Source organism: Pseudomonas rhodesiae (assembly GCF_007858255.1).
GTDB classification, from domain to species: Bacteria; Pseudomonadota; Gammaproteobacteria; order Pseudomonadales; family Pseudomonadaceae; genus Aquipseudomonas; species Aquipseudomonas rhodesiae.
The window spans coordinates 254,200-267,581 of the sequence record NZ_VFEU01000007.1; the positions used below are offsets into that span (position 1 = coordinate 254,200).

The following is a 13,382-nucleotide window of genomic DNA, read 5'->3' on the forward strand; positions in this document are numbered from 1 at the left end:
GCGAGTGCGGGGAAGGTGCGTGGCCGGAAGTGTGCGGGCCGAGAGCCGCGATTTCCGGGAGCGCGCGTGGAACTCGGTGGACGTTGGTGGAGCTATCCCCTGGGGATAATTCGCAGCGCATGGAGGGCGGCGAAGCACTGCGGCAGCCGCCCTCCATGCCCGATCACTTCCTGCGCTTGGTCTCTTTCGGCGCCGTCGATTCCTGGGTGGCCTGGGGCTTCGGCTCTGCCTCCTGTGGCTTCGGGCTGAGGGCCACAGACTCGATGCGGTACGGCAGGATGCCGACACTGCGCGCGTTGACCTGCCAAGTCTCACGCGGCTGATCTTCGTTGTCCGTCCAGGGGTCGCGCTCCATGCGGCCGACGACCAGCACCCGCATGCCCTTCTGGTAGAGCTGCTGCCAGCGGTCGGCGTCGTGGTGCCAGAGTTCCACCGGCGCCCAGAAGCCGCCGCGGTCCTCGAACTCGCCGCCCTTGGTGGGGACGGGGTTGTCGAAGTACACGTTCAGCCGGAGCAACCGGCGAGGATCGTCGTTGCCATTGGGGAATTCGCGGTACTCGGGAGGCGATCCGATGTTGCCCTCGCCGATGAATTGTGTGCTCATGTTGGAATCTCCGTGGTGGTTGAAATACCCGTGCCTCGTTGGGCTCGGGCGCGTGCTCGGATGGCAGGCGCAATCACCGATCGCGCACTGCGGCAGGAACGGACGCGAGCCGGCGCAGGTAGGTGTTGTCCGCCTGCGCGGCCTTGCTGGCGCATTCCTGTGCTTGCCTGCCCAGGGTGTGCAGCAGGCTGATCTGCATGTTCAGCATGACGCGCTGCAGTTCGATCTCGTGCAGGTCGTGCAGCAGGTTGACCGGCGTGCTGGGGCTCGCCATCAGCTCCTGCCACAACGCCACGCCCATGGCCGATCGATCGTGCTTGCGCCAGCGAAGAAAGGTCGTGCCTGCGCCAGTGGTCTGCTGGGCCAGCTCGACGGGAAGCAGGTGGAAGGGATGCCCGCACGCCTGTGGCAGCACCTGTCGCTGCGCCAGGGCAATCAACTCGTCGCGCATGGCGAAGCACTGGCTGGCCCAGGCCTCGAAGTCCCCTTTACCTTTAAAAGGCTTTAAAAGGCCTTTTAGAGAGGCCGCGTGTTCCAGCCGCATGAAGGCTGGCTGTTCCAGACGACGGAAGTAGCGCGGTTCGCGGTTCGGGTCGCTCATGCCGGTTCGTCCTCGCCGGCGGCTGTGGACTTGGCCTCGGCCGAATCGGCGGCAGCGCCTTCGTCGGTGGGAGATGCGGCTGCGGCAGCGCTATCACCACGCTGTTGCAGACCACGGCGCACGACGGGCGGCGCAAACTTCGAGCGGCGCATGCCTTCGAGCACGTCCTGCGGCAGTTCGCCGAACTTCTCCAATGCTGCCCGAGCTGCGGCGTTCTTGGCCGCGAAGTCGTCGCGGGTGCAGCCCGAGTAGCGGTATTGCTGGGCCAGGCTGAACAGGCTGCGCAGCGCGTGGGCACCTTCGTTGAGCCAGCGCTCCAACGTCGAGCGATCGATCAGCGCGGTGTGGTGGGCGAGGATCAGCTTGCGCGCGATGTCGTCGTAGTCGGCCAGGAGATAGACGGCGGCAAAGCCCAACTGCGCATTGACGAACAGCGGAAGCTTGACGGGCTGCACGTTGAGGTTCTCGCCCAGGGTCAACGCGGCGGGCACGCCGGCCAGGGCCTGGTCCACCTGGTCGCGCAGCGTCTGCAGCGTGGTCCTGGTCTGGTCGAGCTTGTCTTCGATGCGAAGCATCCACCAGTCGCTGTATGGGTCGTCCTGCTCCGAGCCGCGCTTCATCTTGTTCATGACGGCGATGTAGCCGTTCAGGCCGACGATGCCCGGTCGCCCCTCGGCGGCGGCGCGGCCATGCCAGATGCGCGAGGCGTGGTGGGTGTGCAGCGTCAGCGACATCGCGCTGCGCAGGGAGCCGAGGTTGAGTTGCAATGGTTCGTTGCTGGTTGCCATGGTGATCGCTCGCTGGTGGACAGGGAGCCGCCAGCATCCGCATGCAGCGGAAGGCAGTCAGTCAACAAACCGAAATGAGCCGACCCCCGGTTCTGTGCGCGCTGGCGGCGCAGCGCGCAACGGTCCCCTGGGGACCGCTCCGCAGATGGGCACTCACATCGGCGTTCCCGTCCTCGGTTGTTGACGGTATGCGTGCTGCACCGCACGTCGCGCTGCCGTTCGACACGATCCTTCGCCGCGCAGCCGTCCCCAGGGGACCGTTCCGTTGAGCGCCATGGAGGTCTGCTTCATGGTCTTGCATGCGCTCTACTCAGGTTTTGCGCAGCATGTCGCGCCGTCGCCCGGCGCTTCACCGCACAGCCGTCCCCAGGGGACCGTTTCTGCCGACCGCCATGGAGATCTACTTCACGGCTTTGACAAGCCCTGTGCTCAGGATTTGCGCAGCAGATCGCGCAGGCGCTCGATGTGCTGCCGGGCCACCTCGGGCGGCACGACGTTGCGCGGCGGCTCGGTTGGTGGCGCTCGCGCCGCCGATGGTGTTGGCGGTGCCGGGCCGGTCTGCTTGGCCCAGGCATTGAACTCGCCGCGCATGGCGCGCTGGATGATGCCGAACAGATAACCGGCGGGGTTGCGGATGCCATGCTTGCCGCACCGTGCGGCCCATTCGTCCAGCACGGCCTGCCGCAGGGCAGCGTCCACCTGCTGCAACGCCATCTTGGCTCCGGCCTGCTGTTCCGCCTTCAGTTCCGCGAAGCGCTTGGGCCATTGCAGGTCGCCCAGCGCACGCGCCTGCGCGGTAGTACGTACTTCATCAATACGACTACTACGTACTGTACGGTCCTGCTTCGAATTCCGAAGAGCGCCGTCTGGCGCGGGTTTCGGCCCTGCTTCGGATTCCGAAGATGGGCGATCGCCATTCCGAAGAAGGCTCGCGGGCCCTTCTTCGGAATCGTGGACCGCATCCTCCTGTGGATAACTTTCGGAGGCGGTGATGCCCTGGTCGGCCAGGCGCTCGGCGAGCACTTGCAGCCGCGACGGCAAGGTGCGTCCGGACAGCATCGGGTCGTCCGCGATCTCCTGGAGGGTGTTGAGTCCCACCACCTGGACGGCCTTGGCCGAATGCCCCAGCGACTGGCTGACCAGGGCCAGGTAGTCGGCGTCGAGTTGCATCGCCTCGAACGGCGTCAGCGGTTCGTCGTGCAGGACGTAGAGGTTGCCGAGGATGCGACCGGTCTTGGGGTCGCGCCGTCGTCGCACGAGGCTCAGCCAGCGCGTCAGGCGCAGCAGCGTCAGCGCCCGCGCCACGGTCTCATGGGAGGCCTGGCCTGCGCAGGGCATCGACGCCAGCCAGGGGCGCAACTGCTCATAGGTGGGAAATGCCGTGACGCCATCGTCGTTGAGCATCAATCGGAACACCTGCCAGGCGTTGCGCTCCAGCGGTGTCAGGCGGCGGTCGAGGAACAGCCGCCGCGGCACGCTCTCGTGCCGATTGCCACTGAACAGGAAGGCGTCGCCGGACGTAGGAGGCGTGGGCGTTGGAGCAGGCAGGGACGCGGGAGCGCCAGAGCTGGACTTGGGCGCGAGGTCCTTCAGCGCAGCGTCGAACAGGTCGGCGAGTGCGATGGGGCCAGGGCGCTGGGCTCGTGGGGCGGTGTCGTCCACGGCCATGGCCTAGCCCAATCCCTGATCGACCCAGTTCCTGATCGCGGCCCAGACCACCGAGAGCGGCAGCGACATGCCCTCGGCCAGGTCCATGGCCGCATCGAGAATCGAGGTCTCGTCCTCCAGATCGACGTTCCTGCTGCTGGTCACGGCTTTCCATTGCCGCCACAGTTCGGTGTCCTGGGTCTCGTCCAGGACGGGGTGGCGCCCCTTGCGCTTGGGCAGGCCGAGGATCTCCCGCCGCAGGGCGACTTCCTGATGGGTCAGGCCATAGAAGCGGCTGACCATCTCCGTGCTGGCCCCCAGCCGCAGCATGCGATCGACCGTGGCGATTTCCTTCTCCACGTCCTGTGCCTGGTTGAGCAGGCGCTGCAGCACTTCGCGGTTGACCGTGACCGAGCACCACGAGACGCTGGCGTTGGCCAGCACGCTGATCAGCGCGGGGTGCTTGAGCGCATCCAGCTCGGCCTCGCCGAAGCCCATGGCCTTGCAGCGGCGCAGTTGGCCGTTGCGAAGGTCATACAGCGCCTGGGCAATCACGGCCTGGTTGAGCGGATGCGATGTGGACATGCGGCCTCCCTCGCTCACGTCCCGGGCGCCGTGGTGCCGGCTTCCAGGTCCAGCAGACGCCGGGCGAGGCGCAGCAGCCGAAAGAGCTTGACCAACGCCGTGTCGCTCAAGCGCCTTGCGCCGCTGCCATGGCCTTGGCTCTGGCCGTGCAACAGGGTCGGCAGGTCGGCGGCGAGCTGCGCGCCGTCCAGGCCCGCTTCGGCGACGGGCTGACCCGTCAGGGAAGTGAGCAGCGTCAGCACCGCGCGGCCGAGCGGCGACGGGGCTTGGCCGCGGGCGCGGCACGCAAACCCGATGCCATCGGCGCGATCCTCGATGCACTCGTCCAGGCCTGCCTCCCCGGCGATCTCGCGCGCGAACTGCGCGATGTGGATGCGCAGCCGATCGGGCGTGTCCAGGCCGGCGTCGATGTACCAGACGTCGGAGATCGGATAGAGTCCGCCGGCTTGCACCGGGATGGACTGCAGCACGCTCGCCGAGAAGTCGGGCGGCAGCGCATCGCCCAACTGGTCGGCGACCATGCGCTGGATCGATTGGAGCCGTTCTGTCGTCGGTGCTGGCGAGACGATGTGCTCGCGAAGCAGATCGCCCGGTGCGGCCGGCTGGCTTCCCGTGGCCGCTTCGCCAACCGCCGTGTCGTCGTGGCGCAAGGTGGGCTCGGACGCCGGAGGGCTGGCGGGTGGAGGACCGGCCGCCGCTGCAGGCGTGGCGATGGACGATGCTGCGCCCGGCGGAGTCGGCGTGCCGGCGGTGGGCGAAGGCAACGCCGGCTGCGCCGCAGGTGGCGTCGGGTCACTGACCAGCGCCCGGTGGCGGCTTTCCGATTCGGTCAGGTCCAGCGCCAGCACGTCGTAGCCGATGCCCAGCAGCTCGGACATCTGGCCGATCAGCTCGTCTTGCACGCGCTGCGGCGCGAACTCGTCGCCCTGCGTGTCGAACTGCGCCAGCACCTCCTGAAAGAAACTGTCGAAGTCCAGCGGCAGCGAACGGTCCTTGGCGTAGTGCTCCCAGGTGCGTTTGCAGGCCGTGCGCATGACCGACAGCCGCTCGACCTGGTGGCGCCCCAGGCCGCCATAGAGCACAGTGGGAATGGCGGGCAGCAGGTAGCGCACCGCGTCGGCCATGCGGGTGATGTGCGACCGCTGGACGGGGAAGCCATCGGCCGCCAGGCGGCGGGCCAGTTCCGACTGGCTCAGGGCGGCGCCGCTCTCCTGCTCGTAGAACTCCCGTGCTTTCTCGACGCCGAGCGCGCGCTCGATGAACGTGAGGCCGCCGCGCAGTTCGTTCTCGGCAAGATGCCCGGTCAGCGCGACGATTTCACCGCGCTCCGGCCATGGTCGGAACAGGCACGATATGCGGAAGAAGCGTTCTTCCTTGGTCTCCGACCAGAGTTCGCGCAGGATCGCCAGTCGCGTGTTGCCGCCGTTGCGGATGATGTAGTGGTCCTCGCCGGGCCTGCGCGTGATGGCCGGCGCCGCGTCCAGGCCGCGCTCGCGGATGGATGCCTTGATTTCCTCGTAAGCCGGGTTGCGCTTCATGCGCGGGTCATGGTCGTAGGGCCGCAACTGGTCCAGCGTCACGACCATGGGCGTGTCCGCGATCGGGTCGCTCAAGGCCGTAGCCGCTGGGCCGCTGCGCTCGAAGCCGGCCGCGAGCAGCTTGCCTGCCATGTCCTGCGAGGTCATGTCAGCCATGGCCGCACCCCTCGCAGTCCCCACGACCGCCGGCCGGCGCCATGCGGGCCTCTCGCTCGGCGCGGCGGATCTGCGCACGGGCGTTCAATTCGGCCCGGTGGTCACTCGCTGTCGAACTCGTGTAGATCGCCGCGCAGCCGGCCTTGGTGAACTTGAGGTGCCCGCCCGGCGTGCGCTTGACGTGCCAGCCCTCACCGACCGCGAACTCGATCAGGGCGCGCAGCCGCTTGTGGCCGCGGGCCAGCTCATGTGCGTTCGCCATGGGGCCTCCCAGGATCAAGAGGTCGCTGCGGGCGGCCGGATACTTGAGCCAGTCGGTCCTGCCATTGCGGGAACAACTCGCTGGCGAGCGCGCGCATCGTGTCGAGCGCGGCAGGGGCGACTCTGCCGGGCGGCTGGCGGTGCTCGACCCGATGCACCGGCAGGCCGCGCGTTGCGGCACGTGGATACGCTTCTATGGCCGGCACGTCGGTGGCGAGCACGCGGATGCCGGCGCTGTCCTGGAACAGGTCGCGCAAGGCCTGCTGGATCAGCCGTGCGTTGGCGGACACCGGGTGGACGCGGTTGATGAGCAAGTGCAGCGGCGGCGGTTCGATGCCCAGGTGCCGGTACGGCGCAATGTCTTCGAGCAACTGCATGGTGCCGCGCCGCAGCTCGCGTGCCGCGAGGATCTCCGGCGTGACGGGCGACAGCGCGAGATCGGAGGCGAGCACCGCCATCTCCAGCAGCACGGAACGCGCGCCCTGGGTGTCGATCAGCACCAGGTCGTAGAGGGGAGCAAGTGCTGGCAGCAGATGCCGCAACCGCAGGCGGCCATCCGGCGCATGCAGCAACAACGTGTTCAGCTCGCCCCGGTGGTCGTCGGACAGCACCAGGTCCAGGCCCGCGATGATCGTGCGGGACACGAGCTGGCCAAGGTCGCGCTCGTTGAAGGCCAACAGCTCATAGATGCCGCCCGGCGCGCGCTGGGTCAGTTCGTAGTAGGAGGACAAGGTGGGCTGCACGTCGAGATCGAGCAGCAGCACGCGCAGGCCCGCGTCCGCGGCGAGCCCGCCCAGGTTGGCGGCCGTCGTGGTCTTGCCGACGCCGCCCTTCGTTGAAATGATGGACACGACCTGCATGGCGCTCTCCGGCTGGGAATGGGAAGTCCGCGGGAGAGCGGGTCAGGTCCGGTGGTTGAGGCGCTCGGCGATCCACTGGTCGATTTCGATCGAATCCCAGCCGACAGCGCGCACGCCCAGGCGCAGCGCCTGAGGGAACTGGCGCTTCTTCATCAGGTTGTAGATGTGGGCGCGTTTGAAGCCGGACTTCGCTTCGACTTCATCGAGCCGCAGGATGCGGCGCTCGTTCGGCGGGAGTACAGGGGTCTGCGACATGGCGGTCACTCCTGAACGCTCGGTGGCGTTTGTTGGCGTGACCTCTATTCAATAGACCTGGCTGCGGAAAGACATTGCAAATGCAATCTCCGCGATTGCACATACAAGCTGGATAACCTCATGCGCTTGCGCTACGAACGTACCTCTTAGCGTTGGCGAACTTTCCGTTTAAGGTGCGCTCAGTGATGCCCATGGTGCCGCCGTAGTGGGCGACCAATGCAGAGACAAGGGCCTCCTGCGTTTTGAAGCTGGAATAGGGCACGCCTGAAGGCGACTGGCTCAGCATCAGCGTCAACATCCCTCCAATGATGTTGAGATAGGTCGTTTCCGCCCGTTCGCTGATCTCGCATTGCTTGGATGCCAACAGCACCGAGGATTGCTTGAGTAGCGTGTCGTGCTGCTCCTGCAGTTCTCGCATCTCACGTCGGGCTTGTTCAAGCGCGGCCTGAAGGGCCAGCCGCTCCACGAGGATCGCCTGTCCTGTTTCCATGGTGATGAAAGGATGCGCCATGCGTTCGCCACGGCTGAACAGAAATCCTGGCCGGTGCTCGGGATAGTGGGTGCGCATCCAGCGTTTTAGATCGACATGGCGAACAGTCAGATCCAGAGAATTGAGCAGGTTCGGATCATTGAGCGTGATCCCGTTCTTGCCGTAGGGCAGCTCTCCGTTGAGGATGCCGTCATAGATACGTTCCGAGTGCAGCCGGCACTCATTCCATCGAGGGCAGTTCAGCGACCGAGGCAGGACACGCGGTGACGCGATCGTGGCCAGGATCATCGGGAGATACCGCAGCAACCCAGCCCATCGGATGGCCGCCTCGATGGGACGATAGAACACCTTTGATGTTGAAATGTCCTTGTGCATGTCTTCGTCTCCTTTCGGGTGCGCTACATCACCGGCTCCTTTCTTGCCCAAGGGCTGTTGTGTCGTTATGGCCTGCGACGGACGCTTGAGGCGATGCCCTAAGCGAAGGCGGAGGAGGCCATTGGCGTCCGCCGCAGGTGGCCTTGTCTTGCTTGATATGCAAGAATCGATCAGTTGCCGGCCCATCGAGCGATGAGGACGCAAGCTCGATATTGGCGCTCACGGTACCAGCGTCATAGGTGGCGCAAAGCCCATCAAGACCGATTTGGTATGGTCTGATATCCAGACGGTTCAAGACCAGCGAGTTGAAGCGTTCGACGCCCCTACGTCCAGTTGGGGACTGGAAATCAGCGGTTAGTGATGCATCGCTCCACATGCTGATATATCGACAAAGTATCTGCCGCAGTACCAGTGACCCTGCCAGGTTGCCCCAGCACATAGGAGACGGAGATGGCTGAACATTCCCATGAACATCAACATCACACATCCGGTCAGATGGGTAAGCACGGCCGACCATACGCCAAGTTCTGGGTGAACATGGTGTTGGGCCTCGTCGTCATGTACTTCGTAATGTTCAGCATGATCGACGGCGCCAGGGACTTCAGAAACAATCTCAACATGCTCTACATGGCGGTCACTATGTGGGCGCCAATGGGCATCTTCATGCTAGCGACAATGCCCGGCATGTTTCCAAACCGGCGGCTCAATCTCGTGCTGTACGGCTTGTTTGCCGTTCTCACACTCGGTTCTTTTGCCGCTACCCGTGCTCAAACCGGAATCGGCGATCGACAGTTCATCGCGTCTATGGTCCCGCACCATTCGGGAGCGATCCTCATGTGCCGCGAGGCGCAGCTCTCAGATCCGGAACTCGTCAACCTATGCCAAGCGATTTCCGATGGCCAGCGCGCGGAGATCGAGCAGATGAACCGGATTGCTGCACGCCTTCGTTGAGGCTGGCTGCCACTACACTGGCGCCGCGTTGCGCTCCGGCGAAGTTAGCCGCAGCGATGTAAAGATGAGGACTTGCGGTGTTCCGATGCCGGCGGTTGTGTCCTACAGCCGTCCAGGTGCCAGGTAGTCCACGCGACACCACCCCGCGCTGCCTGCGGAGCGAGCGCAAGTCATGATCGTCGCAAGTTGGAGTTCGATAGCGAACCCGCTCAGCAGCTGGACGCATCAGGCGTAACGACGGGTGGATGGATCATCCTTGGACGCTGGTGGAAGTGGTTGGATGAACTTTGTTGCCGAGGGCGAAAAACAAGGCTATAATTGAGTTCTTCGCTGATCACCACAGTGGAGAAAGTGATTGGGAAACAGAGACTTAGCGCTCTAGTGCATGACTCGTTTCCCGCTCCATATTCAATGAAAACGCCGATCAGCGATGATCGGCGTTTTTGTGTGCGCTTGATTTTTATCAAGCTGGAGAAGCCCGCCAACACGGCGGGCTTTTTGCTATTACAGCTTCGGCAACTGCCCGACGCGCCCCATCATTTCAGTGACGATCTGCAAGTCCAGCAAGAACTGATCGACCGTCTTAAACTCATTGTCGGTATGCCCGGTGTACTTCACTTCCGGGCGAGCCAGGCCGAATTGCACGCCGTTGGGCAGTTCATGCACCGAGGTGGCGCCGGCCGAGGTGCCGAATTTATGTTCCATGCCCAGGTTTTCAGTGGCGACCGCCAGCAACGCTTTGACCCATTCGCCTTCCGGGTTGCGGTACATCGGCTCGGCAATCGAATAGGTGAAGTCCACCGCCACTTTGCTGTGTTTGTCCCAGGCGCTGAGTTTGTCGGCGATTTCTTTTTTGAGCGTTTCCGGCGACTTGCCCTTCGGCACGCGCAGGTTCACCGCTAGCTTGAAGGCTTTGTCGTCCTGGCCGACGAACGTCAGCGAGGTGGTCAGCGGGCCCATAAAGTCGTCGGCAAAGCCCACGCCCAACTTGCCGCCCAGGTAATCCAGGCCCCAATTGTCCGACGCATAACGCGCGGCATCGGTGATGTGGTTGTGTTTGAGGGCAATCTTGCCGTCGACGCTGTGGATCAACTCCAGCATGCGCGCCACCGGGTTGACACCCGACTCCGGCTCGGACGAGTGCGCCGACACGCCAGTGACGGTTAGTTTCACATCCTTGCCCTCAACCTTGGCGGCCACTTCGAAATCACCACCGTTGCGCTTGGCATATTCCGCGCCGGCCTTTTGCAGGCTAGCCGCCAGTTCGGCCGGCTGATCGGTGACAAACGTGGCAACCGATGCCGATGGAATCTGGTTGGTGGCCATGCCGCCGGTCATCGCCACGATTTCCGCGCCGCTGCCGTCACCTTTGCGACGCGGGAACGTGGCCATGACCGTGCCGTAGCCTTTCTCGGCAATCACCACCGGGTAACCGCCATCCAGTGCCAGGTTGTACTGCGGGGTCGGGTTGTGTTCGAAGTAATACGGGATGGCGTCGCCGGACGTTTCCTCGGTGGTGTCCACCAGCAGCTTGAACTGGCGCGCCAGCGGCAGCTTCTCTTCCTTGATCACCTTCATGGCATACATCGCCACCACGATGCCGTTTTTGTCATCTTCGGTGCCGCGGCCGTACATGCGATCACCGATCAGTGTGACTTTGAACGGGTCGAGCTTGGTGCCGTCCTTCAGCACCCAATTTTCCGGGGTCACCGGCACCACATCGGCGTGGGCATGGATGCCGACCACTTCATCGCCGCTGCCTTCCAGGGAAATTTCGTACACGCGGTTGTCGACGTTACGGAAGTTCAGGTTGAAAGCTTTGGCCAGGGCCTGGATCTTGTCGGCGATCTTGAGGAATTCCGGGTTCTGGTACTGCGGTACGCCGTCTACGTTGAAGGTCGGAATTTCCACCAGTTCCCGCAGCGTCTCCAGAGCGGCCTTGCCGTATTTGATCCGCGTGTAAATGCCCAGCAAACGGTTGATTTCGTTCTGCTGCTCGGCGCTCAGGGTTTTGTTGTCGAGAAAGGCGTTGATCGCCGGGCCCACATCGGCGGTCTTGCCCAGATCGCCCTTGCTCAGGGTGGCCAGGAAACCGCGGAAATCGCTGACCGGCGTTTCGCCGAAGTGCTTGAGAATCGCCGTGCTTTGCTCGGCGGTGATATTGGCGAATGCCGGGGTGCTGACTGCCGTTAGCGTGGCCGCGAACAGGCTCGCAGCCACCAATTGCTTGAGTGGAAAGTGCATGGAAAGTCGCATTCCTTTGCCAGTAGTGAGTAGGACGTTTCTGATCAAACTGTCAGAAACATTTCTACACACTACCACCACTCAGGTGTATCGGGTCAATGCTGGCCAGGGTGGGGCGCTGGATACTCATCGGTCACGTTCAGGGCTCTAGCGTAGGGGCCGTCCCACAACTGTCGGTGCAAATCCCCGACACGCTTGGCCATGGTTTCGCTGCGCATCACCACCTCCAGGTTGCGCGAATTATCCAGATAGCCGCCCAGCCAATTACTGGTGCCCACCCACGCGAGCTGACCATCGATCTCCATGGTCTTGCTGTGAATCACCCGCGCGTAGGGGATAAACCCCTGTTTGGCCTCGGGCAGGGTGACGATCTTGATCTGCACGTTGGGCAGCACGGCCAGACTCTTGAGGTAAGGCAGTTCCAGTTTGTCGGTGTTCCAGTTGGACACCATCAACTTGATTGACACACCGCGCGCGGCCGCGGCCCGCACGGCATTGTCGATCACTGCATAGTAAGGGCGCGTATTGTCCGGTCCATAGGACAGCGGTGCGTAGTCGAGCAATTGCACGCGGACTTCTTTCTTCGCTTCCGCCAACAAGCGTGGCAATTCCAGCTGTGAGTCGCCCACCCCCGGCGGGTTGTAACGCTGCGGGCTGGCCACCAGGTAATTGCCGGTGCGTGCAGGCGCCTGGCCGGTCGCCGGCAATGGCACCGGTCGGTGCTCGGCCAGCGCCTGCTGGGCTTGCCAGTCCTGATCGAAAATCGCCTGCACCTGGCCCACCACGGTGGCATCGCTGATGCGCAACCCTGTTTCATGGATATGTTCCAGGGAGCGCCAGTCGAAATTCTGGCTGCCGACAAATGCCTGCCGACCATCCACAATCATGTATTTGGCGTGGATGATGCCGCCGCTGACTTGCCCGTAGGGCAACACGCGGAAGGTCAGGTTGGGGATCGCACGCAAGCGTTCCAGGGTTGAACCCTCCGATAACTTGATGCCTTTTTCTTCCATCAAAAAGCGAATCTTCACACCGCGCTTGCCAGCGGCTTCCAGGTGGTCGATGACCTTGTCCATGACCGACCCGGGATGATCGGCCGCGTAGAACTGGCCGATATCAATGGTGTTTTTCGCCCCGTCGAACAGTTCGATCCAGACCGGGCCCGGCTGACGTAGATCGGCGGTGCCGAGGGCAGTGTCCACTGGTACGGTGTGTACCAATTCAAATCCTGGAATTGAAAAGTCCGCCTGGGCAAGCGGACTGAGGAGCAAGCCGGCAAGGCCTGCGATACGCATTTTCAAGGAGACGGACATAAGACTCTCTTTTAATAAATAGAAGCGGGCGCATTGCGCGCCCGCGCAAACGGTTATGCGGTGCGGCTGTGCAACGGCGTCGGCACCAGGTGCGGCGTTTCGCTCTGCACGCGGGCGCCAGTGGCGGCGCGGATCAGCAGGATTTTCAACTGATCGTTGATGCGCTCCAGGCTGTCTTGGAAGAAGTTATGAAACACCACGCAGAACAGCGCGATGGCAATCCCCAAGCCCGTGGCGAACAACGCCGTACCGATGCCGCCGGAAATCTGCCCAGGGTCCGACACCCCCGCCGTGGCCAACGCCTTGAAGGTGTCGATAATGCCGAGGATGGTGCCCAGCAAGCCCAACAAAGGCGCGGCGGTGGTGATGGTTTCGATGATCCACAGGCTGCGGGCCAACGGTGCGCGAGTGCTCAGGTACTGGGTTTCGATTACGTCATCCAGGTCTTTGCGCGAGCCGTGGGAGGCTTTTTGTGCCAGTACTGGCAAGACCATATCCAACGGCAGGCTATGGCGACGGGCCAACTCCTGAGGCAAGTCGCGTTCGCTGTGCACATTGGCGCCCAGCACTTTGTTAAGGGCGCGGGCCTGGCGGCGCACATAGGCGAAGTAGATGCCGCGCTCGATGGTGATAAAGATGGCAATCGCCATCGCGGCGTACATCACATAGAAGGTGATGTCGTGGAGCAAATTCATGTCCATGTTCACTGACCTC

The 13,382-nt window shown here is 63.4% G+C and carries 14 protein-coding genes; 1 reads left to right on the forward strand and 13 read right to left on the reverse strand.

All coding sequences use genetic code 11. The annotated features are described in order from the left end of the window. Positions 1-163: 163 nt before the first annotated feature. The 10 genes from FIV35_RS13560 to FIV35_RS13605 all read right to left on the reverse strand — a co-directional run bounded on the left by FIV35_RS13560 (position 164) and on the right by FIV35_RS13605 (position 8,160). Entirely contained in the window at positions 164-604 is a 441-nt protein-coding gene (locus FIV35_RS13560) for a single-stranded DNA-binding protein (RefSeq protein WP_003098976.1), read from the reverse strand. A 73-nt stretch (positions 605-677) separates the two neighbouring features. Further along, complete coding sequence (locus FIV35_RS13565; RefSeq protein WP_003098978.1) at positions 678-1,205, reverse strand: DUF3158 family protein; 528 nt, start codon at positions 1,203-1,205, stop codon at positions 678-680. Next, positions 1,202-1,993 carry a PFL_4669 family integrating conjugative element protein gene (locus FIV35_RS13570; protein WP_003098981.1) on the reverse strand — a complete coding sequence of 264 codons (792 nt, stop codon included), beginning with the start codon at positions 1,991-1,993 and terminating at the stop codon, positions 1,202-1,204. The genes FIV35_RS13565 and FIV35_RS13570 overlap by 4 nt, the downstream gene beginning before the upstream one ends. A gap of 429 nt (positions 1,994-2,422) precedes the next feature. Continuing rightward, positions 2,423-3,661 carry an STY4528 family pathogenicity island replication protein gene (locus tag FIV35_RS13575; RefSeq protein ID WP_003116837.1) on the reverse strand — a complete coding sequence of 413 codons (1,239 nt, stop codon included), beginning with the start codon at positions 3,659-3,661 and terminating at the stop codon, positions 2,423-2,425. 3 nt (positions 3,662-3,664) lie between these two features. Next, positions 3,665-4,225, reverse strand: a complete 561-nt coding sequence (locus FIV35_RS13580; protein ID WP_003090097.1) for a DUF2857 domain-containing protein — start codon at positions 4,223-4,225, stop codon at positions 3,665-3,667. Between the two features lie 14 nt (positions 4,226-4,239). Continuing rightward, a complete protein-coding gene (locus tag FIV35_RS13585) occupies positions 4,240-5,919 on the reverse strand; it encodes a ParB family protein (RefSeq protein ID WP_004350508.1) in 1,680 nt (559 codons plus the stop codon). After that, a complete protein-coding gene (locus FIV35_RS13590; protein WP_003050422.1) occupies positions 5,912-6,181 on the reverse strand; it encodes a hypothetical protein in 270 nt (89 codons plus the stop codon). The genes FIV35_RS13585 and FIV35_RS13590 overlap by 8 nt, the downstream gene beginning before the upstream one ends. Then, a complete protein-coding gene (locus FIV35_RS13595) occupies positions 6,165-7,040 on the reverse strand; it encodes a ParA family protein (RefSeq protein ID WP_003098988.1) in 876 nt (291 codons plus the stop codon). Before FIV35_RS13595 ends, FIV35_RS13590 begins: the two co-directional genes overlap by 17 nt. Positions 7,041-7,082: 42 nt before the next feature. Then, positions 7,083-7,295 carry an AlpA family transcriptional regulator gene (locus FIV35_RS13600; RefSeq protein WP_003090093.1) on the reverse strand — a complete coding sequence of 71 codons (213 nt, stop codon included), beginning with the start codon at positions 7,293-7,295 and terminating at the stop codon, positions 7,083-7,085. A gap of 118 nt (positions 7,296-7,413) precedes the next feature. Continuing rightward, positions 7,414-8,160 carry a hypothetical protein gene (locus tag FIV35_RS13605; protein ID WP_003098991.1) on the reverse strand — a complete coding sequence of 249 codons (747 nt, stop codon included), beginning with the start codon at positions 8,158-8,160 and terminating at the stop codon, positions 7,414-7,416. A gap of 450 nt (positions 8,161-8,610) precedes the next feature. On the opposite strand from FIV35_RS13605, the gene FIV35_RS13610 reads away from it, so the two are divergent. Beyond that, entirely contained in the window at positions 8,611-9,111 is a 501-nt protein-coding gene (locus tag FIV35_RS13610; protein ID WP_003098996.1) for a DUF305 domain-containing protein, read from the forward strand. Positions 9,112-9,615: 504 nt separating this feature from the next. Here the strand turns inward: FIV35_RS13610 and FIV35_RS13615 are convergent. The 3 genes from FIV35_RS13615 to FIV35_RS13625 all read right to left on the reverse strand — a co-directional run bounded on the left by FIV35_RS13615 (position 9,616) and on the right by FIV35_RS13625 (position 13,369). Continuing rightward, entirely contained in the window at positions 9,616-11,355 is a 1,740-nt protein-coding gene (locus tag FIV35_RS13615; RefSeq protein WP_034137619.1) for a dipeptidase, read from the reverse strand. A gap of 95 nt (positions 11,356-11,450) precedes the next feature. Continuing rightward, entirely contained in the window at positions 11,451-12,668 is a 1,218-nt protein-coding gene (locus tag FIV35_RS13620) for a phospholipase D-like domain-containing protein (RefSeq protein WP_034137620.1), read from the reverse strand. Positions 12,669-12,721: 53 nt separating this feature from the next. Continuing rightward, complete coding sequence (locus tag FIV35_RS13625) at positions 12,722-13,369, reverse strand: MotA/TolQ/ExbB proton channel family protein (RefSeq protein WP_034112732.1); 648 nt, start codon at positions 13,367-13,369, stop codon at positions 12,722-12,724. Positions 13,370-13,382: the final 13 nt, after the last annotated feature.